The organism is Bdellovibrio sp., assembly GCF_036384735.1.
In the GTDB taxonomy this organism is placed as follows: Bacteria; Bdellovibrionota; Bdellovibrionia; order Bdellovibrionales; family Bdellovibrionaceae; genus Bdellovibrio.
Map to the genome: position 1 here is coordinate 63,878 of NZ_DASVLT010000035.1, position 23,264 is coordinate 87,141.

Below are 23,264 nucleotides of genomic sequence, written 5' to 3' on the forward strand. Positions count from 1 at the left end.
CACATTCACACCCCTGTGATATTGTGGATTCTTGTCTCTAAATCTTCGATATCTTTAGCGATATCTTGATCCGTTGCCTGTAGATTTTTAACCCTTTCAAGGGCATTCATCACAGTTGTGTGATCTTTTCCGCCAAAAGCTTTACCGATATCCACCAAAGATTTATCCAAAAACTTCTTAATCAAATGCATCGCAATTTGACGTGGAACGACAATTGGCTTCGCGCGAGTAGATGATTTTAGATCCAAAACGCGCACTTTATAGTGGTCCGCAACAAGCTTCATGATTTCTTCCACCGAAATGGTGGATTGAGTTTCATGATGGGAAAGAATGCGCTTCACAAGCTCACCATCAATCGGCAAACCTTGAAGCTCAGAGAACATTTTCACCTTTTTCAAGTTGCCTTCGAGTTCTCTGATCGAACGTTTGGAAATACGCGCGATGTAATTCACGACATCCTCTGGAAGACGCACATTGAATTTCTCTGCTTTATAACGAAGGATCGCGATACGGGTCTCTAGATCTGGCATTGTAATATCCACGATCAAACCGCGCTCAAGGCGTGTACGACTGCGGTCTTCGAGGCCGTGAATATCCTTCGGCATACGATCACTAGCCAGGATAACCTGCTTACGGTTATCGATGAAACTGTTCACCGTGTGAAAGAACTCTTCTTGAACAGCCTCACCCCGTGCAATGAACTGCACGTCATCCACTAATAGGATGTCTGAGTTTTCGCGGTATTTTTGTCTGAACTTATCCATCTCGTGACGACGAATCGCCGAGATACATTCATTCATAAAGCGTTCAGCCGAAATATATGTAATTCTAAGTTGCTGAAATTGCTCCCGAATATGGTTTCCAGTCGCGTGCAATAAGTGGGTTTTACCCATACCAACCGGTCCATATATATAGAGAGGGTTGTAGTCGTCGGCCCCTGGGTTCCTAGCCACGTTAAAACAAGCTGCGTGCGCAAATTCAGAGTTCTTACCTACGACGAAAGTCGAAAAAGTAAGGTCCGTATTCAGCGAACCTTCATTGGACCTTGGTTGAGTAGTCTGAATACCCTGGGTTCTGGATAGCTGAGCTTGCAAAACTTCTGATCCACCTGAAGATTCCTCTACAGGAGTATTGTAGGTCTCAATATGTGTATTTACTTTGTGTCCCGTAATACTAAACTCAACTTCGAACGGATGACCATAAGTGTCGGAAATCTCTGTGTAAATTTTATCCTGTAGGTTCTCAATAACGAAGTATTGATGAAGGGCATTGGGTACGCCGAGTATCAATTTGGGACGCTCGACAGAACCCGCTGTCGAGATATATTCGATAGGATCAAGCCAAGTATCCAATAACTTATTGTTATCGTTCCGGCTCTTCATCTTCGTCTTAATCAAATTCCAGAAAGAAGAGTTCAACTCCACGCGCACATCCCCTCAGAAGCAGGGACCTCTTAACAAGGGGAGCTGAAGTTTTCAACAGTTGACCTTGATGCTGCATTGTGATTAATTAGTGCCCCACGTATCTAGTTGATAACAACTTTGTGGCATACATATATAGATGTAATTGACGTCAAATAGCGTCGTAAAAAAACCTTCATAAAGAACTTCGGGAGAAGAGTCATGAAACGTACATACCAACCTTCAAATAAACGTCGTAAAACTACACACGGTTTCCGTGCAAGAATGGCTACTAAAGCTGGTCAAGAAGTTCTAAATCGCCGTCGCGCAAAAGGTAGAAAACGTCTTACTGTTTCTACTAGTGGAAAATAGTTCTCCATTAATAATTAAGCGCAGTTCTGAATTTCTCGCTCTCAAACAATCCGGGAAAAGACACTGGCCTACTAAATGGTTGCTTCTGAATTATCAGAAGAACTCAGTAGGTCAGTTGCGTTTTGGAGTAACGGCAAGTCGTAAAGTCGGCTCTGCTATTGTTCGAAACAAATTGAAACGTTGGAGTCGTGAGTATTTCAGAGAGTCGCTTAAAGCTGGGAACACGCTTGAAGCTGACATCAACATTATCTTTAAACCCATGGAAGAAAACTTCTACAAAGGCCTCGCACACGGGGAATTTGTTAAAGCTATGGACCGTGGTTTACAAGCTGTACGAAAGGGCCTTTAGGGGACTCCTTTGGTTTTTCGTTGCGGCTTACAGATCAATTGGGACTACTCATCTGGGTGGTGCCTGTCGCTTTGAACCGAGTTGCTCAGCTTATGCACTCGATGCAATCAAAATACATCATACACATAAAGCTCTTTGGTTAATCGGCAAAAGAGTTTGTAAATGCAGACCCGGTGGACCTTATGGTTATGATCCGGTTCCGCTCCCTGGGGGGAAGCTTCATGCAGCAACAACAGAACGATAATAAGTCTATCTTTGATCCGAAAACATTAATAGCTATTGCGGCCGTTGCAGTTGTTTATTTCGGTTGGCAGCAATATCTGAATAAGAAATATCCCAACTATAACAAACCTAAAACAGAGCAGACACAAACAGCGACCAATGCTGCAAATCCAACAGCTGCTCCTGCAACTTCACCAAGTCCGGTGGAAACTAAGTCTGAAACAGTTTCACAAGTTGCCGATCAACTATTCCCATTCTCGAATGACAAAGTTTCTTTCTCGGTAACAAACCACGGTATGGGTCTTAAAGACTTCACCGTGAATAACTATGAAGATAAAGAAAAGAATAAAATCAAATTGGGTGTTTCTGATCAATACGCCTTGTTCGCAATGCGTTTGGTGGGTTCTGAAAGACCGATTGATTTTAATGTGACAGAACAAACACCTGGTCATTTTGTTGGAACAGCCCAAATCGGAGCCATGACTATTAAAAGAGATTTGCAATTTGATATCGCAAACTCTTCTTTCAAAAACACGATTTCAATCACGAATCCAACTGACCAAATTAAAAAAGGTTTCTCACTGTTGCTTCCGGAAAAATCAACTGCAGCAGGAAAAAAATCTTTCTTGTTCCCATCCTATTCACACCAAGATTTCTTTATTGGTCACTCTGGTAAAACAGATACTGTGAATTTCTCTGGTGCGAAAGAAAACTTAGATAAGTCTTTTGAAAATGCGCCGCTTGTTTCTATTGGGTCACAATACTTCACAGCTCTATCTTTGGATAAATCACAATTGGCGCCGAATGCCAAGGTTACTTCTGATGTCGCTAATAAAACGGCGCTTGCTGAAGTGACTTATGTGCCAGTTCAATTGGCGAACGAAATGACTTTTAGTCAAATCTTCTACGCAGGTCCTAAATCCATCGATTCTTTGAAAGCGGTGGATCCAGAACTAGCGGGTGTTATTGATTTCGGTTTCTTTGGCGCGATTTCTCGTCCTTTGTTGTACGTGATGAAGGCTTTCCACGGCTTTATTGGCAACTGGGGTTTCGCGATCATTATGCTAACTCTTCTTGTTCGTCTTTGTGTTCTTCCATTCAATTTGATGTCTGCGAAGTCCATGAAAGCGATGCAAAAGGTTCAGCCTGTTATCGCCAATCTTCGTGAGAAATATAAAGATGATCCAATGCGTTTGAATCAAGAGATGATGGCCGTGATGAAACAACACGGAGCAAACCCAATGGGTGGCTGTCTTCCAATGGTTATTCAAATTCCGGTGTTCTTTGCTTTGTATCGTGTAATCGGTAATTCTGTAGAGCTTTATAACTCTCCATTTATCGGATGGATTCACGATTTAAGTGCGCATGATCCGTTCTATGTTCTTCCAGTTTTGATGGCTGTATTTATGTTCATCCAACAAAAATTAACTCCATCAACAATGGATCCTACTCAAGCGAAAATCATGATGTTCTTGCCGCTTGCGTTCTCTGTATTCATGTTGCAATTGCCTGCGGGGTTAACACTTTACATGGTTGTGAGTACTTTATTCGGTATCATCCAACAGTATTTCATTATGAGAGATGTAAAGGGTACGGCTCCTACGACTAAAAAGAAAGTAGCGAAGGCCTAGTACGCGCTTCAGGCGCACAATCTGAGGTGCTGTGACGGCGCCTCGTAAATTTATTTATTATTTTATTTAGGGGGTATAATGGGTTTTTTCAGTAAGCTTTTCGGTGGAAAAAGCAAAGGTGCGAACAGCGAAGTTGAAGCACTTGTTCAAAAGACTCTAGAGGGGATCATCGAGAAAGCTCAGTTCGATCTTTCTTTTGAAATCACTTCCGAGAAAGAAGAAGACGGTTCAGGCATCTTGTCTGTGCAGTTCTCTGGCGGAGATGAAGAACTTTTGAAAGACAAAAAAGGTCAGATGCTTGATGCATTCCAATTGTTGTTGAAACGCGTGATCCAACACAATTTCCCAGACGACAAAACAAATGTAACAGTAGACTGCGGTGGTTACCGTGATGAGTCTGCAAATGCTTTGATCGAACGTGCAGAGAACTTGAAACAAATCTGCATCGAGCAAGGTAAATCTGTGTACTACAGAGCATTGCCACCAAAAGATCGCAAAGTTGTTCACCAATACTTGGCGAAAGATCCTCGTATCAAAAGCCGCTCATTGGGTGACGGTCTTTACAAAAAAATCAAAATCTATCCTGCAAAAGGCGGAAGCCAATCTGCTGGTGGCGCTGAAGAAGCTCACCACGAGTAATTGTCAGAAAGGGCCACATGTCATTCCGAGGAGATCGTGACAAAGATACTATCTGTGCGGTCTCCACTCCTCACGGAGTGGGCGGAATCTCTGTCATCAGAGTTAGTGGCCCTGTTACATTAGCGATCGTTTCAAAGGTCGCCTCCTTTTTACCTGAACATCCTGAATCTCATCGCGTTTATTTCGGCAATTTGTCGACGGTGAATGGCGTTGAGATTGACGAGGTTTTGGTAACCTACTTCAAAAACGGTAAATCCTTTACCGGTGAAGAAGTGATCGAAATTTCCTGTCACGGAAGTCCACTCATCTGCCAAACAATCTTAAATCAGTTAATCCAATTGGGCGCTCGTGCGGCAGACCGTGGTGAATTCACTTATCGTGCGTTCATGAACGGAAAGTTGGATCTAGTTCAGGCAGAAAGCGTTCTTTCTTTGATCGAATCGCAAAGTCAGCAGGCTGCAAAGTTAGCTCTTAGACAGTTAAAAGGTTCTTTGTCGCACAAGCTTGAGCAAATCGAAGATGATATGACTTGGATCTTGGCTCATGCAGAAGCAAGCATTGATTTTTCCACAGAAGGCATTGACGTGGTCGATAATACGATCGTGATTCAACGTCTTAAAAAAATCGAAGCGACCTTGAAAGAACTCGTCGGGACTTTCAGAGTCGGCCGTCTTTTAAAAGATGGTTTTAGAATTGTTCTTACGGGTCTTCCGAATGTAGGCAAATCCAGCCTACTGAATCTTTTTTTAGAAGACGAAAGAGCCATCGTTACGGATATTCCGGGCACAACTCGCGATGTGATTCATGGGGATACTTCTTTTGAAGGAATGAAGTTTACATTCGTCGATACAGCCGGTCTTCGTGATGAAGCGACGGACTTGGTCGAGCGCATTGGTATTCAAAGAAGCTATGAAGCGCAGAATGAATCTGATGTGGTGTTCTTTGTTTTCGACGTGGAAAAGGGCCTTTCTTCTGAAGAACTTCAGATATTAGAGTCTCTAGATCCTCAAAAAACCTTCATTTTAGCTAATAAAACCGACCGAATAGGGGGGCAAAAACCCCTAGAAACCGTCGAAAAAGCTATTAAAAACAGTAAATTTTTCCAAAAGATTCACGATCCTGAAGCCTTCTTCACAAGAAGGGTGTTCTTTGTCAGTGCTCTTGATAAAAAGGTGCGTTCTGATGTTTTGAAAGAACTTGTGAAGGAATTCGCGGATTTGCAGATGGAAAACACGGTTCTTGTTTCCAATGCCCGCCACTATGAAAACCTTCAGCGAGCTCTTGAAAATACACAAAGATCGCAGGCCGTTGTGGATCAGGGAATGGGTTCTGAGTTCTTAGCTTTAGAATTAAAGGAATCCCTCATCGCGATTCACGAAACTTTAGGAAAGCGATTCGATGATCAAATCATGGATCGTGTCTTTAAAGAGTTTTGTATCGGGAAGTAATTTATGACTAACAAAAAATTTGATGTGATCGTAGTTGGTGCGGGCCACGCAGGTATTGAAGCATGCTTGGCTTCAGCGCGTTTGGGTTTGCAAACTTTGATGGTAACTACAAACGTAGATCGCATCGGTTACATGAGTTGCAATCCTTCTATCGGTGGTTTGGCAAAAGGTCACATGGTTCGTGAAATCGACGTGCTTGGCGGTCAAATGGGTATCGCTGCTGACGAAACTACTATTCAGTACAAACGTCTTAACTCTTCGAAAGGTCCTGCGGTTCGCGGAACTCGTGTTCAAAACGATAAGCATTTGTATGCCGCTTTCCAAAAAAACGCGTTATTCACTCAACCGAATCTTGAAGTGCTTCAAGGCGAGGTAAAACGTCTTATTTTGGAAGGTGACATCGCGGTTGGCGTTGTTCTTCAAGACGGTTCAGAAATTTTCGCAAAAGCGACGGTCATCACAACGGGTACCTTTATGAACGGCGTGATGCATATCGGTCTTCGTCAAGAGGCGGGTGGCCGCGTAGGCGATCAACCTTCGATCGGTTTGTCTGATCAATTGGCGCAATTCGGTTTTGAAGTGAAGCGTTTGAAAACGGGGACTCCGGCACGTCTTCATAAAGACAGTATTGATTGGTCGAAAACGATTCCTCAAGCTGGTGATGAGAAAGTATATCCGTTTAGTTTCAAATCCTCTGGCAAATTAAAACTTCCACAAGTTCTTTGCTATCTGACTCGTACAACGGAACTTACTCACGATATTATTCGCGGTAATTTGGATAAATCACCTATGTTCACGGGGATTATCGAGGGAGTAGGACCCCGTTATTGTCCTTCGATTGAAGATAAAGTGACTCGTTTTGCAGATCGCACGAGTCATCAAACTTTCTTGGAACCAGAAGGTTTGAATACCGATTTGATTTACCTTCAGGGTATTTCGACAAGTTTGCCTGAAGAAACTCAAGATCAATTCCTTCGTACAATCCCCGGTTTGGAAGACGTAAAAGTTGTCCGCTACGGATATGCTGTCGAGTACGATTATATTGAGCCAACTCAAATTTGGCACCGCTTGGAAACAAGAACGATTCGTCAGCTATTCTTGGCTGGTCAAATTAACGGAACTTCTGGTTATGAAGAAGCTGCAGCTCAAGGCTTAATTGCTGGAGTGAATGCGGCTCACTCGATTTTAGGTCGCGAAGAATTTATTTTAGCTCGCGATGAAGCCTATATGGGTGTGCTTGTTGATGATCTTGTGACGAAGGGGACGCGTGAACCATATCGCATGTTCACTTCTCGTGCAGAACATCGATTGGTTCTTAGGGAAGATAATACTATCGATAGATTAGGTGTGATCGCTGCGCGTATTGGTTTAGTTTCTCAAGAGTCTTTGGACATTCTTGCGGGTCTTCGCGAACGTCGTCATGCTTTCCACGATAAATTGAAGACTACGAAAATCTATCCGACAAAAGATGTTCAGGAATTACTTGCGAAAATTCCGACTCCTGAAATGACAAAGTCGTTGTCTTTCGAAGAGTTGCTGCGTCGCCCCGAGGTTTCTTGTTCTCATCTTGAGATGCTGAATTTCGAGGTTGATCCAGATCCAAACGTCTCAGAACCGGTCGAGATCGAAGTAAAATATTCGGGTTACGTAAAGAGACAGATGGATTTGATCCAACAGTCTAAGCGCCTGGAAGAGCTGGTGCTTCCCGAGGGGCTTGCGTACTCGGAAATTCGTGGTCTATCGAATGAAGAGAAGGATAAGCTGCAACGCGTTAAGCCACGCACCTTAGGTCAAGCTCAACGTATAAGTGGTGTTAATCCATCCGCGATTCAGGCTATAATGATTCATCTAAAAGGTCATAAAAAGATTAAGGAGATGAGTCTGGATGGAGAACAATAGCCAGCAGGAAGCACCACAAATCTACTGGCGTGTAGATGAATGGTTTCCAGATCTAAGTCCGGAAGTTAAGACCCGACTTAAGACCTATCACGATGAACTTATTAAATTCAATCGCACTGTGAATCTGATTTCAGCAAAAACATTGTTTGTGGCGGATGCGCTTCATTTTGCTGATTCAATCCTAGCATCTAAAATTATTCATGGCGCTGATCCGCAAATGGATCAGATCTATGACTTTGGGAGCGGTAACGGGTTCCCGGGGATCGTTTTTGCGATTCTTTACCCGAGCGTGAAAGTGGTACTTGTCGACACAGATCAACGCAAGTGCGAGTTCCTGAAACATATCGCTGCGACTTTGAACCTTAAGAATGTGACGGTCGAGAATAAAAACGTGGAATCCCTCCCAGAGAATTCTGTGAAGTTTGCCATGTGCCGCGGATTCGCGTCGATCTCGAAGTCAATTCTGGTGACGCGCAAATGTATGGTTAAAGGCGGTCATTTCTATCATTTGAAGAGTGAAGAGTGGGGAATTGAAGTGGGAGAAATTCCAAGTCAGCTTTGTTCGATTTGGACTCCGGCACTTATGGGGGAGTACAAACTCCCAGTCGGCGCAGTCAAGTTCGCCGTTGTTCGCACAGAAAAGATCCAATAAATTCATTAAAAGTAGGAATGTTCCACGTGGAACATTCCTATTACTCTTTTTTCTCGGCTTTCTCGCCGCTTTCGCCGCCCTCTTTCACTTTTTCAGCGCCACCACCGGCGAAAGATACTCCTGCATCTTTCATGCGGGCTTTAACGTCCCACTCGCGCTTGGCTTTACGAAGTTTTTGCTCGGCTTGATAGGATTCGAATTCTTTTGGATCGGGCCACGGTTCTTTTTTAGCATATGCCCTACGATACGAAATGATAGCGCTCTTTTTGCGTTGTTCGATTTTTAGTGTGAGATAATCTTTCTCTTGTTCGAACTTATTGACGGCCGCTTGTGATTCAAAGACGCGCTTTTGCGCATATTTGATTTGCCCGGATTGAGGGATCACGCCTTCAAGATCTTTTTGAAATCCCTCGAGCTTTTTCTTCTCCGCTTCAAGTGATGCAGTTGTGGCTCCGAGCTGCGCTTGAAGATCTGCATATATAGGATCTTTCAACTCGGGGTTTGGATCCGGTTTACTACATGCTGTGAGCGAGAAAATGATGATGATTGCTGCGATTATTCTCATAATGTGGTTGTTCCACGTGGAACATCGGCAAAAATGAAGAAAATCCTAAGATGAGGTGCGAAAAACTAGTCTTTATTCTTGCCACTTTTTCTGAAAAGGAGGATTTTTTCTACATCAAGGAGGAATCATGGCAAAAACTATCTGCATAGCGAACCAAAAGGGTGGAGTAGGCAAGACAACGACGTCGGTCAACCTTTCATCTGCGCTGGCAACTCTGGGTAAGCGAGTACTCTTGGTGGATATGGATCCACAGGGTAATGCATCTAGTGGACTAGGCATCAAACGTTATGATAGCCAAGACGCTAACTCATATCACGTCCTTATTGGCGAAAAAACAATTCAAGAGGCTACTCAAAATACTTCGAATCCAAATTTGAAGATATCTACCGCCAATCCTGACCTTGTCGGTGCAGAGATTGAACTTGTTGATATGCCGCAGCGTGAGTATCGCTTAAAACAAGCTATCGCAACAGTGGCTGATCAATATGATTTCGTGTTGATTGATTGCCCACCATCTTTGGGCCTACTCACTTTGAATGCATTAAATGCGGCTGATAGCTTTCTTGTGCCTCTTCAATGTGAATACTATGCGCTTGAAGGACTTAGTCAGCTATTGAACACGGCGGGATTAATCAAAAAGAATTTGAATCCTCAATTGCATATCGAAGGCATCGTTTTGACTATGTTTGATATGCGCAACAACTTGAGCCACCAGGTTGTGACTGAAATTAAAAATCATTTTGGCGAGAAAGTTTTCAACGCCATCATTCCAAGAAATGTTCGTTTGAGCGAAGCACCAAGCCATGGTCAATCCATCCTTGAATACGACAGCAAATCTATTGGTGCCATTCGCTATCTTGAACTTGCTCGCGAAGTTATCGCTCGTTCTGAGGTAAAAGCTTCTGCGCCAGCGCCTCAAGCGACTGAACAAAATGCATACGAAGGGGAAGTAAATGTCTGATTTCGCTGTCGAATCCTCAAACAAAAAGAAAGGCCTGGGTCGTGGATTGGGATCTCTGCTTGGGGGCCCAGCTCCAAGTGATATTCCAGCTCGCCCAGCATCTACAACTGCTCCGGCTGGGGCAACAGCGGCGTCAGCCCCTGTAACTGCACCAACATCTGCGCCTCAACCCGTCGCCCCTCCCGTAGACCCTGAGAGCAAGATTTGGAAAGTTGCGATTGATAAACTTTCTTCAGGCCAATATCAGCCACGTCGTACTTTTGAAAAAGAGCCGCTTCTGGAGCTTGCTCAGTCGATTAAAGAGAACGGAATTCTTCAGCCAATCGTTGCGCGCAGGACGACTTCTGGAAAACTCGAAATCGTTGCCGGCGAACGCCGTTGGAGAGCTTCGCAACTGGCGGGTCTTCATGAAGTTCCAGTTATCCTTAAGAGTTTCACAGACAAAGAAGCCCTCGAATTAGCCATTGTTGAGAATATTCAACGTGAAGATTTGAATGCAATTGAAGAGGCAGAAGGTTACTCGCGCCTCATCACAGAGTTCAAATTATCTCAACAGCAAGTCGCTGAAAAAGTTGGACGTGATCGTGCGACTGTAGCGAATGCGGTTCGTTTGTTGTCGTTGCCAGCAGAAGTTAAAGAGATGATCTCTAAAAATGAGCTTTCTGTAGGTCACGCAAAAGTATTATTGTCCCTCCCGGATCAAAAGAAACAAACTGAACTTGCGAAAAAAGTAATCAAAGAGAAAGTTGCCGTTCGTAAACTTGAAAAGATGGTTCAAGCCATCGTTAAGGGGAACGTTGAAGAGGAGGCTCCTGCGAGCTTCGACTCTAACGTGACGCAAAGACTTATTGATGGTCTTGGCGAAGAGCTTCAAAAAATCATGGGCACGAAAGTGAATATTGATTATTCCAATTCAAAAGGTAAAATTAGCATTCACTTCTATTCCGATGATGAATTAACCAACTTGGTAGATAGGCTAAAAGAAGGATGGCAATAGTAACTCCCGAAGCTTTACAAGAAGACGTACTTTCTGGTCATGTGACGGCGATCCTTGATCAGGGTACACATTTCGAAGGAAAGCTCAGCTTCGAAGGCACCGTACAAATTGGCGGAGACTTCAAAGGGGAAATCTTTACTAAAGATACTATTATCGTCAACGAAGGGGCTGCGGTCGCGGCCCAAATCGAAGCTGATACTATCATTATAAGTGGACGTGTAGAGGGAAATCTCTTTGCACGCCGCAGAGTTATCATGCACCCGCCAGCCGTTTTTAAAGGCACGGTTACATCACCTAGTTTACGAATCGACGAGGGTGTTGTTTTTGAGGGCGCGTCCTATATGCCTAAGTCTTAGGCAGCATCATCCCATCTGTTAAGTGTCTGTATTGTCAGGTAGAAATTGACCTTGACCTTTTCAAGTTCGAAATGTTAACTCCGAAGCTCAAAAAATCAGTAGGGATTTCAATCAAATGGACATTTTTGGACAATTAGGCATCAATTCAACTGCAGCGATCCAATTCATCTTTTTTGCGATTGCATTGCTCTTTTTAACGAAGGTTGTCTTTACACCTTATGCCCACGCTCTTGAAGAAAGAGAAAGAAAAACTAAGGGTGGCGAAGACTTAGCTTTGGAATACCAAGCAAAGTCCATCGAGCTTCAAACTCAGTACGAAACCAAACTTCGTGAACTTAACCAAGAAACGAAATCCATCATCGACGCTTCTAAAGCAGAAGCTAACAAGCAATATGAAACAACCGTTTCTAAATCTCGTGATGAAGCTACGAAATTAGTTTCTGAAAACAGAGCGAAAATTTCTGCGGCAGTCGAGACGGCAGCTCGTGATTTGAAATCACAAACTCAAGCTGTAGCATTGGCGATCACATCTAAATTGTTAGGCAAATAAGAGAGTCAAAAAATGAAAGTTATCGTAAACCTTCTCATTCTACTCGCGCCAGCTTTAGCTCTTGCAGCTGAGCATGGTGGCGGTCATCACGACGTCGAAGTTCCTAAGACAGTTATCTATCAAGTGATCAACGTTGTGATCTTGGTTGGTGGTCTTATTTACTTCACTAAAGACGGAATTGTTGCATTCTTCGCAGGAAGAAAAACAGCTTACCTAGAAGCAGCTCAAAAATCTGCTTTCGCACGCGAACAAGCTGAAAAAGAATTCGTAGATATCAAAAACAAAATTGCCAACCTGGACAACACTCGCCAAGAGCAATTAAAAAAAGCGAAAGATCACGCTGAAGATTTGAAAAAACAAATCACAGAAGAAGCGGCACAAGTTTCTAAGCGTATCAAAGAAGAGGCAGAGTTGACTGCGAAGCTTGAGGTACAACGCGCACAAAGAGACCTTCGTTCTCAATTGCTGAACGACTCTGTTGAAGCAGCTCGTATCGTATTGACTAAAGACATCGGTTCTTCTGATCAACAGAAGCTCCAAAAAGAGTTCATCAATCACATCGAGGTAACAAACCGATGAAAGTAAATGAAGTATCTAGAAGATATGCGAAAGCGCTTCTTTCCGTTGTAAAACAGAAGGGCATTCACGCGAAAGCATTCGCTGAATTGCAAGGCGTTTCAGAGGCTTTCCAAAAGGACAGCACTATTTCTGCTTACTTTGAAAACCCAATGATCAGCTCTACTCAAAAAGTAAGCGCTGTGAAATCTGCTTTTCAAGGCAAGGGTCTTTCTGAAGAAGTATTCAACACGCTTGTGTTGCTTGCGGAAAAAAACAGAATTCAATTTCTTCCTGAGATCGCTCTTGCGTTCCAGTCATACTTGGACGTTGAAGAAGGCGTGACTCGTGGAACAGTTCGTTCTGCACAGCCTTTGGCGGCTGATGCACAGAAGGAATTAGAACAAAAGGTTTCAAAAGCTTTGAACAAGAAAATCGTTCTTACTTACCAACAAGATCCTAAACTTCTTGGCGGCGTTGTCGCCCAAGTGGGTGGCTGGACATTCGATGACAGCATCGAAACGCATTTGACTAAATTAAATGAAGAATTAAACAGGAGAGCCAACTAAAAATGGAAACACAAATCCGTGCCGACGAGATCAGTCGCGTTCTCAAAGAGCAAATCAATCAGTACAATAAGCAGATTGAAGTAAGTGAAACAGGTAGCGTTCTTTCTATCGGGGACGGCGTTGCCCGTATCTACGGTCTTGAAAACGCAATGGCCGGTGAACTTGTAGAGTTCCCAGGTGAAGTATACGGAATGGTTTTGAACCTTGAAGAAGGTCACGTTGGTACCGTTCTATTCGGTGAAGATCGTCAAATCAAAGAAGGCGACACTGTTAAAAGAACAAAAAAAATCGTATCAGTACCAGTAGGTGAAGCGCTTCTTGGTCGTGTTGTAGACGCTCTTGGCAACCCAATTGATGGTCGCGGCCCAATAAATACTCCTCACTCTCGTATCGTTGAAACTAAGGCTCCTGGTATCGTTTACCGTCACCCAGTTGAAGAACCACTTCAAACAGGTATCAAAGCTATCGACGCTCTAGTACCAATCGGTCGTGGTCAACGTGAGTTGATCATCGGTGACCGTCAAACTGGTAAAACGACTATCGCGGTTGACACTATCATCAACCAAAAAGGTCAAAACGTTCAGTGCTTCTACGTAGCTATCGGTCAAAAACAATCGACTGTTGCTCTAGTTGTAGAAAAATTGCGTGCGGCGGGTGCTCTTGAGTACACGACTATCATCGCAGCGAATGCATCTGATCCAGCTCCACTTCAATACCTTGCTGCATACTCTGGTACAGCAATGGCTGAATACTTCCGCGATACTGGCAGACATGCTTTGATCGTTTACGATGACTTGACGAAACAAGCTCAAGCTTACCGTCAATTGTCTCTTCTTCTTCGTCGTCCTCCAGGACGTGAAGCATATCCAGGCGACGTCTTCTATTGCCACAGCCGTCTTCTTGAGCGTGCTTCTAAGTTGTCTGCGGATAAAGGCGGCGGTTCATTGACTGCATTGCCAATCATCGAGACTCAAGCGGGTGATATCTCTGCTTACATCCCTACAAACGTTATCTCTATCACTGACGGTCAGATTTTCCTTGAATCAGACTTGTTCTACAAAGGTATCCGTCCAGCGATCTCTGTAGGTAAATCAGTATCACGCGTAGGTGGTGCGGCTCAGATTAAAGCGATGAAACAAGTTGCAGGTTCTATGAAACTTGAACTTGCTCAGTTCCGTGCGATGGAAGCATTTGCGGCTTTCGCTTCTGACTTGGATAAAGCGACTCAACAACAGTTGTCTCGTGGTCGTCGTCTTGTGGAAGTTTTGAAACAACCACAATACCAACCGGTAAAAGTTGAAGAGCAAATCGTAATGATCTTCGCTGCTTCAAATGCATTCATCGATAACTATCCTGAAACAGACGCTAAGAGATACGAAGTTGAGATGATCGAGTTCTTGAAAAACAAGCACTCTGATATTTTGAAAACTATCTCTGAGAAGAAAGCGATCGGCGACGATACTAAAAAAGCGTTGTTGGCGGCTCTTGAAGAGTTCAAAGCTATCTTCCAACCTTCTAACAAGTAATTTGGTGCTTAAATGGCAAGCTTGAAGGATATCCGGGCTCGAATTGAGTCCACTAAAAACACCCAGCAGATCACGAAAGCTATGAAGCTCGTGTCTGCTGCGAAGTTGAGAAAGGCGCAGAATAACATCGTTAATATGCGTCCTTATGCTCTGACTTTGCGTAAGGTGATTGCGGATATCGCTGTTACAAACAAAGTGTCGCATCCGTTGATGGAGAAGAAAGACCAAGTAAAGAATGTTTTGCTTGTGGTTATTACTTCTGATCGCGGGCTTTGCGGCGCCTTCAACAGCAATATCAACAAATTTACCGAAGCTTATTACAAAGAGAACGTAGACAAGCTCGAAAAGATCGATTTCTTGTTCATCGGCCGTCGTGGCCATGACTACTTCGCAAGAAGAGGCATCAAGCCAGTGGATTACATCACAAAGCTTGATAAAGACATCTCTTACGAATTAGCTGCGAAAGTTGCGAATCGCGTGATGAATGACTACCTAGAGGGTCATTATGACGAAGTTCGTATCATTCACAATGAATTCAAATCAGCAATCTCTCAAGTGGTAGTGGCTGAGACAATCTTGCCTATCGATATGGGCCAGACAACGTTCAACACGGAAAACGAGAGTGCTACTGATTTTGCTGTCGACATGATTTTCGAACCGGCTCCTGAAGTTATCATTAAGGAACTTCTTGATAAGCACTTCGATCTTCAAGTTTACAGATGTATGTCCGAGTCCGTAGCGGGTGAACATGGCGCTCGTATGAGTGCGATGGAAAACGCGACAAACAACGCGAAAGAGATGATCAACAAGCTCACTCTTACATACAACAAATTGAGACAAGAAAAAATTACTACAGAATTGACTGAAATCGTATCGGGCGCAGAAGCGCTTAAATAGGGAGCTGAATAATGGCATTCGGTAAAGTAAAACAAGTATTGGGTCCCGTAGTGGACGTAGAGTTCGAAGGTGGCGATTTGCCAGCAATCAACTCTGCTCTTCGTGTAACAAATAAATTTATCTCTGACTCTGAATTCAACCTAGTTCTTGAAGTTGCTCAGCACTTGGGTGACGGCGTTGTTAGAACTATTGCGATGGACCAGTCTGAAGGTTTGGTTCGTGGTGAAAAAGTTAAAGCATTGGGCACTCAAATCACAGCGCCAGTAGGCCGTGAATCTTTGGGTCGTATCATCAACGTAGTTGGTGAACCAATCGACGAGCAAGGTCCAGTAAACGCGAAAGAACACTGGGGCATTCACAGAACTGCTCCTAAGTTCGAAGACCAAGCAACTGCTGCTGCAATGTTGATGACTGGTATCAAAGTCGTAGACTTGCTAGCTCCATACGCTAAGGGTGGTAAAATCGGTTTGTTCGGTGGTGCCGGTGTAGGTAAAACAGTTCTTATCCAAGAACTTATCCGTAACATCGCTACTGAGCACGGTGGCTTCTCTGTGTTCGCAGGCGTTGGTGAACGTACTCGTGAAGGTAATGACTTGTGGCAAGAGATGAAACAATCTGGCGTATTGGCTAAGACTTCTCTAGTTTTCGGTCAAATGAATGAACCACCAGGCGCGCGTGCTCGTGTTGCTTTGACTGGTTTGACAGTTGCTGAATACTTCCGTGACGTTGAAAACCAAGACGTTCTTTTCTTCGTTGATAACATCTTCCGCTTTACTCAAGCGGGTGCCGAAGTTTCTGCGTTGTTGGGTCGTATCCCTTCAGCGGTAGGTTACCAACCAACATTGGCGACTGAGATGGGTGCTCTTCAAGAGCGTATCACATCAACTAAAAAAGGTTCGATCACGTCAGTTCAAGCGGTATACGTACCAGCCGATGACTATACGGATCCAGCTCCAGCTACTACATTTACTCACTTGGATGCGACTACAAATCTTGACCGTGATATCGCAGCTATGGCCATCTTCCCAGCGGTTCACCCATTGACGTCTACTTCACGTCTTTTGGATCCAACTGTTATCGGTGAAGAGCACTACAAATGCGCTCGTGACGTTCAAGCATTGTTGCAACGTTACCGTGAACTTCAAGATATCATCGCTATCTTGGGTATGGACGAATTGTCTGAAGCGGATAAATTGGTTGTATCTCGTTCTCGTAAGATCCAACGCTTCTTGTCTCAGCCGTTCTTCGTTGCTGAGCAGTTCACTGGTCTTTCTGGTAAATACGTTGATATCAAAGACACTGTTAAAGGTTTCCGTGAGATCCTTGACGGTAAACACGATGCTCTTCCTGAACAAGCGTTCTACCTTGTTGGTACTATCGAAGACGTTATCGAAAAAGCTAAAAAACTTCAGGGTTAATCTGCCAAGATTAACTTTGGATTTAGCAGCGTAAGAGTGGCTTCGGCCACTTTCGCTAGAGCGATGAAAAGGTGATTTATGTTTAAACTTACTATCGTGACTCCAGAGCGTCGTCTTCTTGTTGACCAAGAGGTTGAAGAAGTGACTGTTCCTGGCTTCAAAGGCGAACTTAACATTTTGCCTGGTCACGCTCCTCTAATCACTACACTAGGTACTGGTGTTATGAAATGGAGACTTAAAGGACAAGAAAGACAGAACCAAGCTGTTATCAGCTGGGGTTACTGCCAAGTAAGTCCTGCGGGCGTGAATGTTCTTGCGAATATCGCGGAACTTCCAGAAGAGATCGATGTTCAAGCTACGAAAGACTTCCTTACTCAGTCAGAGAAACACGTGATGAACGATGTGATCTCTGAAACTGAGTTCGCGGATATCCAACGTGATTGGGCTCGTGCTCGCGCGAAACTTGAAATTGCTGAAGGCGCGCCTAAAAAGTAATTTCAAAGTTCTATTTTGTTTCAATCGAAGGCTCAGGTGTTCCCTGGGCCTTTTGTTTTTTCGGATCTTCTTTTTGGAAGGTGAATGGATAGGTTATCTCGGTCACAGTGTTTTCGTGGCTCGGGTCTTTCGGAAATTGAATCTGTTTTAACGCCTCCAAAAGGCAATCATTAAGCGATTCGTTTTTAATGTTGTCAGACTTGACGTCAGCCACGATCACCTTGCCTGACGTATCTGTGAACCAATGAAGCACAATTTTGCCATCAGTTGTGCCTGTCTTTTTTAAATCATCTAAATGCGTATTATAGCAATGGGCAAACTCTTTCAAATTATCACGAACGGTTTGGCGAATGTCCTCACGGTAATTTGTGACGCGAGCCGGAGGCTGCTCTGGCGTATGGGCGCAGGCTGCAAGAAAGATCGATACAATAGAGAACAATGGAAATTTCCAACCACTAGTCATAGGAAAATTAAAACAAGAGGCTGTGGACTTCGCAAGTGATGTAATTTCAGGCGAATTTTATTAAGAGGAAAGTCCCGGATTCATCGATAGTTGTGTGGCCTCACATTCTGCACCGCAAATCAAAAAGGTACGGCGTACCTTGGGGGATTGTGCGATACTCGCGGGTGTATGACCCGTGAATTTCGTAAAGACATCCGGGGCCGAGGCGCTAGTAGTAATATTCCAAATCGATTTGATTCCCTCCAGTACGAAGCCGAGCCGCAGGATTTCGATAACTACCTGATAGATGAAGACGGGAAACCTCGTCTGCAAACGCAAATCATTAAGGACAGTTCCCGCACGGTGCTGACTAAGAATGATTCGCCGGATATTGGATTTACTTATTCAGTGAATCCCTATCGCGGCTGTGAGCATGGCTGCATTTATTGTTATGCCCGTCCTACACACGAGTATTTAGGAATGTCGGCGGGTCTCGATTTTGAATCCAAGATTATGGTGAAGTACGATGCGCCACAACTTTTGGAAGAAGCCTTGATGAAAAAATCATGGCAGCCCGAAGTGATTGTCATGAGTGGTGTGACGGATTGTTATCAGCCGCTTGAGCGGCGAATGCAGCTGACTCGCGGATGCCTGCAAGTCCTAGCGAAATTTAAAAACCCTGGATACATCATCACGAAAAATGCATTAGTCACTCGAGACATCGATGTTTTGCAAGAGATGGCGGCCTACCAAGGCATCGGAGTGATGATCTCGATCACAAGTTTAGATAACGATTTGATCGAAGTCCTGGAGCCGCGCACTTCGAGGCCCGCTGCGAGATTGAAAGCCATCGAAGAATTGACGAAGGCTGGAATTCCTGTCGGTGTGAATGTGGCGCCGACAATTTTGGGATTAACAGATCACGAAATGCCTGCGATTTTGAAGGCGGCTAGCGAGGCGGGTGCAACATCTGCTGGCTACACAGTGATGCGACTACCTTTGTCTGTGGCTCCGCTGTTTGAAGAGTGGCTTGAAGTTCATCGCCCACTTAGAAGAGATAAAGTCATCAATGCGGTGAAAGACATTCGTGGTGGCAAGATGAATGATGCAAACTTTGGCAGTCGCATGCGTGGCGAAGGGCCGCGGGCTGAGCAACTGAAGCAAGTTTTTGATATTTATACTCGCAAGTATGGTCTGAACTTGAAAGACTTCCGCGTTAGCGCAGATTCTTTCAAGAGGCCAACAAACCAACTTAGTTTTGATATTGATTAATTATGGCGAAGAAATCTTCTGTTCGGAAAATTCAAATCGACATTCGCCAGTTTGCGGTACCGTGTCCTCGCGTGGGAAGCATCGAGCTTCACTCAGGGTATGGACAAACTCCACAACTCGGGCAGGAGATTCACCAAGCCATTCAAAGGAAAAGAATTCGCGAAGTTCCAAACTATACAGCGGAAAAGAAGATGTCGTTGGAGTTTCAGCGCGAAAGCTACTTGTTCGTGATTTCTGGTCGCGCTGATGGAGTCACTGAAGGCTACGACTGCGTGATCGAAGAAATCAAGTCGGCCTTTGATATCGAGTCTTTAGAACGAAAGCTCACCGTTGGTGAGAACCATCCCTATGTTTGGCAGTTGAAAACATACGGTTACATTCACTATAAGCAAACGGGCGAAGTGCCCGATTTAAAAATGCTGCTTGTGTCATCGCGTAATTTTAAGCAGAGCGAAATCTTTTTCGAACTAGATATTGAAGAGTATGAATCGTGGCTGGCGCTTCGCCTGGCAGAGCTGGTGGAAGAAACTAAGATTCGCGAAAAACTATTTAAGAAACGCTTAGAGATTTCCGAAGATTTAAAGTTTCCATTTTCTTCGCCGCGCCCTGGGCAGACCGAGCTGATCGAAAGTATCGAGCAGGGATTTGATGAAGAAAAATCCTTAGTCATTCAAGCTCCGACGGGTTTGGGTAAGACCGTTGGGGTTCTTTATCCCTCTTTGAAAGATTCAATGGCGCGTGGTCAGAAGGTGATCTATGTGACGCCCAAGAACTCTCAACACCAAGTTGCAGAAGAGGCTGTGGATCGTATGCAGGAGTTGGGCGCGAATATTCGTCCGCTTACGATCACCGCAAAAAGCAAAATGTGCTTTAAGGCCGAACCCTTGTGTAATCCGCAATATTGCGAATACGCCAAAGATTACTATAAGAAAGTGGCGGAAAACGATTTGATCAATAAAGTTTCCAAGCTACGTTCTTTAAGTAAGAAGAAACTTCGACAGCTGGGTGAAGAGTTTCAAGTCTGTCCCTTTGAGCTTTCCGTAGAGGCGATCGAGCGCGCCGATGTTGTGATTGCCGATTACAATTATGTTTTCTCATTAAGAAGCCTGCTGGGTCGTCTGTCCGAACCGTTGCTAGAGCCTTCTGAAAGGGCAAATCTTGTCATTGATGAAGCCCACAATCTTCCTTCGCGAGCTCAGGACTATTTTTCTCCGTCGCTGTCTACGCGCGAGCTTCGTCAGATGGAAAGTTCGCTTAAAAATGTCGACAAGAAATTTTCAAAGCGCGCGCTGGCTTTATGTAAAGAAGCTCAAGAGGTCATTGAAGAGTATCGTGGCGAGCCCCGCAACATCGTTATTGATTTTGAGCCTGTGATGGATCTAGATAAGCGTATTCGCGATTTTCTATCCGAGTATTTGGACTCGGATGCAGAGATTCAGCAGCAAGATGGCATCTTGCGATTGGCGAATACGTGGAGTGATTTTACTCAAGCTCTTGAACTTCGCGGCGATGAATTTTTTCAAACCTATCAACGCCAGAAATTATTCGGCGAAGAAAATGAAATTATCAAGGTTACATGTTGTGATGCTTCGGCACACTTGAATGAAGTCTATAAATCATTTAAAAATGTTGTGGCTTTCTCTGCAACGTTGAAACCATTCAGCTACGCCGTTAAACAATTGGGATTTACAGAGGAAGAGACGAAATGTCTCGAATTCGTGTCGCCGTTTCCTCACGAGCACCGCAAGATTCTATTGATTCCACAAATTTCAACGAAGTATCGGGATCGTTCTTCCAGTTCGCCTAGAATTGCAGAGGCGATCGAGAAAATTATGAGTTTGAAAACAGGGAACTATATAGCGCTATTCCCTAGTTTCGACTTCATGAAGGATGTAGAAAAGCATCTAAAGGACACCCATTATCAACGCCTTGTGCAGAATCGTGAGATGAAAGCCTCGAGCGTTGAATATATTTTATCTCAGATGAAAAACAGCGATCACCCGACGTTGTTGCTGGCGGTTCAAGGCGGAGTGTTTTCCGAAGGTGTGGATTTCCCTGGGGATATGTTGATTGGCGCATTCGTCATTGGCCCTGCGTTGCCAACATTTGATTTCGAGCGAGAGCAGATTCGTCAATACCATGAAAAGAGACACGACAAGGACACGGCCTTCAACTACACCTATGTGTATCCTGCGATGGCAAAGACAATCCAGTCGGCAGGTCGAGTGATTCGCTCGGAAAACGACAAGGGAGTGATTGTCTTGATGGACTCCCGTTTTTTGGAAAACACATATTCTGAGACAATGCCTCAGGGATGGTTCGAGGAATCGCCGCAAGAACTTGTGTCACAGAAAATTTTGTCTGATATTTCTGACTTTTGGACTTCCATCAACAAAAAGTCCGAGTCGAAAGATATTGAAACTCTTACCGAGGAAAGTGAGGCAGAGGTTAAATGAATTTAAAAAGCATGCCCCTTTTCTTTCTAGATCTTCAAACCACGGGTACAAAACCTGAAAGTGGAGCGCACATTCTTGAAATGGCTTGGGCGGGTCAAGAAGGTGAAATCGAAAACTTCCTCATCCAACTTCCTGACGAAAAGAAAATTCCTTATCGCATTCAGATGATCACGGGTATTTTTCAAGAGGACATGGAAGCGGCTATTCCCTTAGAGGTGGCATTTACGCGCATTGAAGAAAGGTTTAAGAGTCTTCCATGCGTGATTCATTTTGCGCAATTTGAAAAGCCGTTTTTGGCAGATGCCTTTCAACAGCTGCAAAAAGAAAATGATCTGAATATCTTATGCACTCATGAGATCGCAAAAAGACTTTTACCGAACTTGCCGTCCCGCGGAATTAAGGGACTTGCTGGATATTTCGGATTTCCCTCTCAAGATTTAAAAAGATCGGCGATGCAAGTCGAGGCAACACGGACGATATGGAAAGGCTTGATAGAAGCGCTGGCGAACCAAGGAATTAAAACATACGATCAATTACTTGCTTGGATGCAGGCGACTCCGAAGGTGGCCCGTACGAAGTATGAGTATCCTTTGTCGAAAGAAAAACGTTTAAGTCTTCCTGATGAACCAGGCGTTTACCGCATGGTTAGCAAGTGGAATGAAATCCTTTACGTAGGGAAAGCCACTTCTTTAAAGGATCGTGTGAATAGCTATTTCCGTGGTCAAAAAAATCGTGATCCGCGCAAGCTTGAAATGCTCACGCAAGTATACGATTTACACGTGACGGTGGTTGGAAGCCCTCTTGAAGCCGCCTTACTAGAGACAGACGAAATCAAACGTCTTGATCCGCGCTACAATATCAGCCTAAAGACAGGTCATCGTGGGATCGTTTTCTTTAATCGTGAGATGACGGACCTAAGCTTTGAACAGAATGATGAGTTCTGTGTGGGACCCTTCTCGAGTGCCATGGTTTTCGATTCCATTCGTAACTTAAGCCAATGTCTGATCGCAGGACAATTTCATGACAATATTTTCTTTGAACCGATTGACGCGGCATTGGTGAAGGAAGGCTATGAGCTGTTTTGCTTTAGAAATAACTTTGCAGAAGATACGTTTAAATCAGTTCGCAATTCACTAGCTTTAGGTATTTGGTGGAATCGCAACTATGTCCTTGAAAATGAAATCGCTTCTGATGAAGGTCCCACTGAAGCGACTGAATCTTCAGAGTCGAATGAAACCTGTGTCGAAAACGAAACCGAAGAAATGGAAGCTCTAACGGCCGAAGATATCGCTGATAAGTTCGAACGTCATATAATGCGCGCAGGTCGCTCTTATATGCGAGCAAAGGAGCTGACGCGCATGTTGAATTCGGACATCGATTTTAAAATTATCGAAGGCGATTCTGAAAAAAATTATAAACTCAAAGTGCGCAAAGGCCTTATCTCGAACGACGAAAATTCCGAGCGGGTTAAAAAGATCCAATTGTGGAATGGCCTAGATATCGATACATACGATCGCATGAGTGTCCTGCTCATGGAGCTTACGAAGATTCAAAACCACAAAGGCTCTGTGAAAATCCAGGTGCTCTAGGGTG

At 44.1% G+C, this 23,264-nt stretch carries 24 protein-coding genes; 21 read left to right on the top strand and 3 right to left on the bottom strand.

Annotation, left to right across the window (positions count from 1 at the left end):
- Positions 1 to 5: 5 nt before the first annotated feature.
- On the bottom strand, positions 6 to 1,424 hold the full coding sequence (dnaA, locus tag VF412_RS09785) for a chromosomal replication initiator protein DnaA (protein WP_331339054.1): 1,419 nt from the start codon (positions 1,422 to 1,424) through the stop codon (positions 6 to 8).
- Between the two features lie 198 nt (positions 1,425 to 1,622).
- Here dnaA and rpmH point away from each other — a divergent pair, with 198 nt between their 5' ends.
- The 8 genes from rpmH to rsmG all read left to right on the top strand — a co-directional run bounded on the left by rpmH (position 1,623) and on the right by rsmG (position 8,612).
- Complete coding sequence (gene rpmH, locus VF412_RS09790) at positions 1,623 to 1,772, top strand: 50S ribosomal protein L34 (RefSeq protein WP_331339055.1); 150 nt, start codon at positions 1,623 to 1,625, stop codon at positions 1,770 to 1,772.
- Positions 1,762 to 2,121, top strand: a complete 360-nt coding sequence (gene rnpA / locus VF412_RS09795; RefSeq protein ID WP_331339056.1) for a ribonuclease P protein component — start codon at positions 1,762 to 1,764, stop codon at positions 2,119 to 2,121. Before rpmH ends, rnpA begins: the two co-directional genes overlap by 11 nt.
- A complete protein-coding gene (gene yidD / locus VF412_RS20085; protein ID WP_414640835.1) occupies positions 2,090 to 2,365 on the top strand; it encodes a membrane protein insertion efficiency factor YidD in 276 nt (91 codons plus the stop codon). Before rnpA ends, yidD begins: the two co-directional genes overlap by 32 nt.
- Positions 2,343 to 3,974, top strand: coding sequence for a membrane protein insertase YidC (gene yidC / locus VF412_RS09800; RefSeq protein ID WP_331339057.1), 1,632 nt, complete (start codon positions 2,343 to 2,345; stop codon positions 3,972 to 3,974). The genes yidD and yidC overlap by 23 nt, the downstream gene beginning before the upstream one ends.
- Positions 3,975 to 4,052: 78 nt before the next feature.
- Complete coding sequence (locus VF412_RS09805; RefSeq protein ID WP_331339058.1) at positions 4,053 to 4,613, top strand: protein jag; 561 nt, start codon at positions 4,053 to 4,055, stop codon at positions 4,611 to 4,613.
- Between the two features lie 17 nt (positions 4,614 to 4,630).
- On the top strand, positions 4,631 to 6,061 hold the full coding sequence (gene mnmE, locus VF412_RS09810) for a tRNA uridine-5-carboxymethylaminomethyl(34) synthesis GTPase MnmE (protein WP_331339059.1): 1,431 nt from the start codon (positions 4,631 to 4,633) through the stop codon (positions 6,059 to 6,061).
- A 3-nt stretch (positions 6,062 to 6,064) separates the two neighbouring features.
- Entirely contained in the window at positions 6,065 to 7,960 is a 1,896-nt protein-coding gene (mnmG, locus tag VF412_RS09815; RefSeq protein ID WP_331339060.1) for a tRNA uridine-5-carboxymethylaminomethyl(34) synthesis enzyme MnmG, read from the top strand.
- Positions 7,947 to 8,612, top strand: a complete 666-nt coding sequence (gene rsmG, locus VF412_RS09820; protein WP_331339061.1) for a 16S rRNA (guanine(527)-N(7))-methyltransferase RsmG — start codon at positions 7,947 to 7,949, stop codon at positions 8,610 to 8,612. Before mnmG ends, rsmG begins: the two co-directional genes overlap by 14 nt.
- A gap of 40 nt (positions 8,613 to 8,652) precedes the next feature.
- Here rsmG and VF412_RS09825 read toward each other — a convergent pair whose 3' ends face one another.
- The gene (locus tag VF412_RS09825; RefSeq protein ID WP_331339062.1) at positions 8,653 to 9,177 is read right to left on the bottom strand and encodes a hypothetical protein; all 525 of its coding nucleotides are present in this window, start codon (positions 9,175 to 9,177) and stop codon (positions 8,653 to 8,655) included.
- 127 nt (positions 9,178 to 9,304) lie between these two features.
- On the opposite strand from VF412_RS09825, the gene VF412_RS09830 reads away from it, so the two are divergent.
- From VF412_RS09830 to atpC, 10 genes are all read left to right on the top strand, one after another.
- On the top strand, positions 9,305 to 10,138 hold the full coding sequence (locus VF412_RS09830; protein ID WP_331339063.1) for an AAA family ATPase: 834 nt from the start codon (positions 9,305 to 9,307) through the stop codon (positions 10,136 to 10,138).
- Entirely contained in the window at positions 10,131 to 11,135 is a 1,005-nt protein-coding gene (locus VF412_RS09835) for a ParB/RepB/Spo0J family partition protein (protein WP_331339064.1), read from the top strand. Before VF412_RS09830 ends, VF412_RS09835 begins: the two co-directional genes overlap by 8 nt.
- Positions 11,126 to 11,491: a polymer-forming cytoskeletal protein gene (locus tag VF412_RS09840; protein ID WP_331339065.1), complete on the top strand. Its 366-nt coding sequence runs from the start codon at positions 11,126 to 11,128 to the stop codon at positions 11,489 to 11,491. Before VF412_RS09835 ends, VF412_RS09840 begins: the two co-directional genes overlap by 10 nt.
- A gap of 115 nt (positions 11,492 to 11,606) precedes the next feature.
- On the top strand, positions 11,607 to 12,041 hold the full coding sequence (locus tag VF412_RS09845) for an ATP synthase F0 subunit B (RefSeq protein ID WP_331339066.1): 435 nt from the start codon (positions 11,607 to 11,609) through the stop codon (positions 12,039 to 12,041).
- A gap of 12 nt (positions 12,042 to 12,053) precedes the next feature.
- On the top strand, positions 12,054 to 12,620 hold the full coding sequence (locus VF412_RS09850; RefSeq protein WP_331339067.1) for an ATP synthase F0 subunit B: 567 nt from the start codon (positions 12,054 to 12,056) through the stop codon (positions 12,618 to 12,620).
- Positions 12,617 to 13,165, top strand: a complete 549-nt coding sequence (atpH, locus tag VF412_RS09855; protein ID WP_331339068.1) for an ATP synthase F1 subunit delta — start codon at positions 12,617 to 12,619, stop codon at positions 13,163 to 13,165. The genes VF412_RS09850 and atpH overlap by 4 nt, the downstream gene beginning before the upstream one ends.
- A 2-nt stretch (positions 13,166 to 13,167) precedes the next feature.
- Positions 13,168 to 14,691, top strand: coding sequence for a F0F1 ATP synthase subunit alpha (atpA, locus tag VF412_RS09860; protein WP_331339069.1), 1,524 nt, complete (start codon positions 13,168 to 13,170; stop codon positions 14,689 to 14,691).
- 12 nt (positions 14,692 to 14,703) lie between these two features.
- Complete coding sequence (gene atpG / locus VF412_RS09865; protein ID WP_331339070.1) at positions 14,704 to 15,588, top strand: ATP synthase F1 subunit gamma; 885 nt, start codon at positions 14,704 to 14,706, stop codon at positions 15,586 to 15,588.
- A gap of 11 nt (positions 15,589 to 15,599) precedes the next feature.
- Positions 15,600 to 17,006, top strand: a complete 1,407-nt coding sequence (gene atpD, locus VF412_RS09870) for a F0F1 ATP synthase subunit beta (RefSeq protein ID WP_331339071.1) — start codon at positions 15,600 to 15,602, stop codon at positions 17,004 to 17,006.
- Positions 17,007 to 17,084: 78 nt separating this feature from the next.
- Positions 17,085 to 17,501, top strand: a complete 417-nt coding sequence (atpC, locus tag VF412_RS09875; protein ID WP_331339072.1) for an ATP synthase F1 subunit epsilon — start codon at positions 17,085 to 17,087, stop codon at positions 17,499 to 17,501.
- 10 nt (positions 17,502 to 17,511) lie between these two features.
- Here the strand turns inward: atpC and VF412_RS09880 are convergent, their stop codons facing one another.
- Positions 17,512 to 17,964, bottom strand: a complete 453-nt coding sequence (locus VF412_RS09880; protein WP_331339073.1) for an AgmX/PglI C-terminal domain-containing protein — start codon at positions 17,962 to 17,964, stop codon at positions 17,512 to 17,514.
- 168 nt (positions 17,965 to 18,132) lie between these two features.
- On the opposite strand from VF412_RS09880, the gene VF412_RS09885 reads away from it, so the two are divergent.
- The 3 genes from VF412_RS09885 to VF412_RS09895 are packed head-to-tail and all read left to right on the top strand — an operon-like array spanning position 18,133 to position 23,260.
- Complete coding sequence (locus VF412_RS09885; RefSeq protein ID WP_331339074.1) at positions 18,133 to 19,215, top strand: PA0069 family radical SAM protein; 1,083 nt, start codon at positions 18,133 to 18,135, stop codon at positions 19,213 to 19,215.
- 2 nt (positions 19,216 to 19,217) lie between these two features.
- Positions 19,218 to 21,671 (top strand): ATP-dependent DNA helicase, encoded by a 2,454-nt coding sequence (locus tag VF412_RS09890; RefSeq protein ID WP_331339075.1) that lies wholly within the window; start codon positions 19,218 to 19,220, stop codon positions 21,669 to 21,671.
- A complete protein-coding gene (locus tag VF412_RS09895; protein WP_331339076.1) occupies positions 21,668 to 23,260 on the top strand; it encodes a GIY-YIG nuclease family protein in 1,593 nt (530 codons plus the stop codon). Before VF412_RS09890 ends, VF412_RS09895 begins: the two co-directional genes overlap by 4 nt.
- Positions 23,261 to 23,264: the final 4 nt, after the last annotated feature.

What these genes read in the sequence shown, in the direction of transcription:
- VF412_RS09805 (WP_331339058.1), top strand. Translation starts at nt 4,053, where the DNA reads ATGGGTTTTTTCAGTAAGCTTTTCGGTGGAAAAAGCAAAGGTGCGAAC.
- mnmG (WP_331339060.1), top strand. Translation starts at nt 6,065, where the DNA reads ATGACTAACAAAAAATTTGATGTGATCGTAGTTGGTGCGGGCCACGCA.
- atpH (WP_331339068.1), top strand. Translation starts at nt 12,617, where the DNA reads ATGAAAGTAAATGAAGTATCTAGAAGATATGCGAAAGCGCTTCTTTCC.
- VF412_RS09840 (WP_331339065.1), top strand. Translation starts at nt 11,126, where the DNA reads ATGGCAATAGTAACTCCCGAAGCTTTACAAGAAGACGTACTTTCTGGT.
- mnmE (WP_331339059.1), top strand. Translation starts at nt 4,631, where the DNA reads ATGTCATTCCGAGGAGATCGTGACAAAGATACTATCTGTGCGGTCTCC.
- VF412_RS09880 (WP_331339073.1), bottom strand. Translation starts at nt 17,964, where the DNA reads ATGACTAGTGGTTGGAAATTTCCATTGTTCTCTATTGTATCGATCTTT.
- rpmH (WP_331339055.1), top strand. Translation starts at nt 1,623, where the DNA reads ATGAAACGTACATACCAACCTTCAAATAAACGTCGTAAAACTACACAC.
- VF412_RS09835 (WP_331339064.1), top strand. Translation starts at nt 10,131, where the DNA reads ATGTCTGATTTCGCTGTCGAATCCTCAAACAAAAAGAAAGGCCTGGGT.
- VF412_RS09885 (WP_331339074.1), top strand. Translation starts at nt 18,133, where the DNA reads ATGACCCGTGAATTTCGTAAAGACATCCGGGGCCGAGGCGCTAGTAGT.
- VF412_RS09890 (WP_331339075.1), top strand. Translation starts at nt 19,218, where the DNA reads ATGGCGAAGAAATCTTCTGTTCGGAAAATTCAAATCGACATTCGCCAG.
- atpD (WP_331339071.1), top strand. Translation starts at nt 15,600, where the DNA reads ATGGCATTCGGTAAAGTAAAACAAGTATTGGGTCCCGTAGTGGACGTA.
- VF412_RS09850 (WP_331339067.1), top strand. Translation starts at nt 12,054, where the DNA reads ATGAAAGTTATCGTAAACCTTCTCATTCTACTCGCGCCAGCTTTAGCT.
- VF412_RS09830 (WP_331339063.1), top strand. Translation starts at nt 9,305, where the DNA reads ATGGCAAAAACTATCTGCATAGCGAACCAAAAGGGTGGAGTAGGCAAG.
- VF412_RS09845 (WP_331339066.1), top strand. Translation starts at nt 11,607, where the DNA reads ATGGACATTTTTGGACAATTAGGCATCAATTCAACTGCAGCGATCCAA.
- VF412_RS09825 (WP_331339062.1), bottom strand. Translation starts at nt 9,177, where the DNA reads ATGAGAATAATCGCAGCAATCATCATCATTTTCTCGCTCACAGCATGT.
- atpG (WP_331339070.1), top strand. Translation starts at nt 14,704, where the DNA reads ATGGCAAGCTTGAAGGATATCCGGGCTCGAATTGAGTCCACTAAAAAC.
- atpC (WP_331339072.1), top strand. Translation starts at nt 17,085, where the DNA reads ATGTTTAAACTTACTATCGTGACTCCAGAGCGTCGTCTTCTTGTTGAC.
- VF412_RS09895 (WP_331339076.1), top strand. Translation starts at nt 21,668, where the DNA reads ATGAATTTAAAAAGCATGCCCCTTTTCTTTCTAGATCTTCAAACCACG.
- rsmG (WP_331339061.1), top strand. Translation starts at nt 7,947, where the DNA reads ATGGAGAACAATAGCCAGCAGGAAGCACCACAAATCTACTGGCGTGTA.
- atpA (WP_331339069.1), top strand. Translation starts at nt 13,168, where the DNA reads ATGGAAACACAAATCCGTGCCGACGAGATCAGTCGCGTTCTCAAAGAG.
- yidC (WP_331339057.1), top strand. Translation starts at nt 2,343, where the DNA reads ATGCAGCAACAACAGAACGATAATAAGTCTATCTTTGATCCGAAAACA.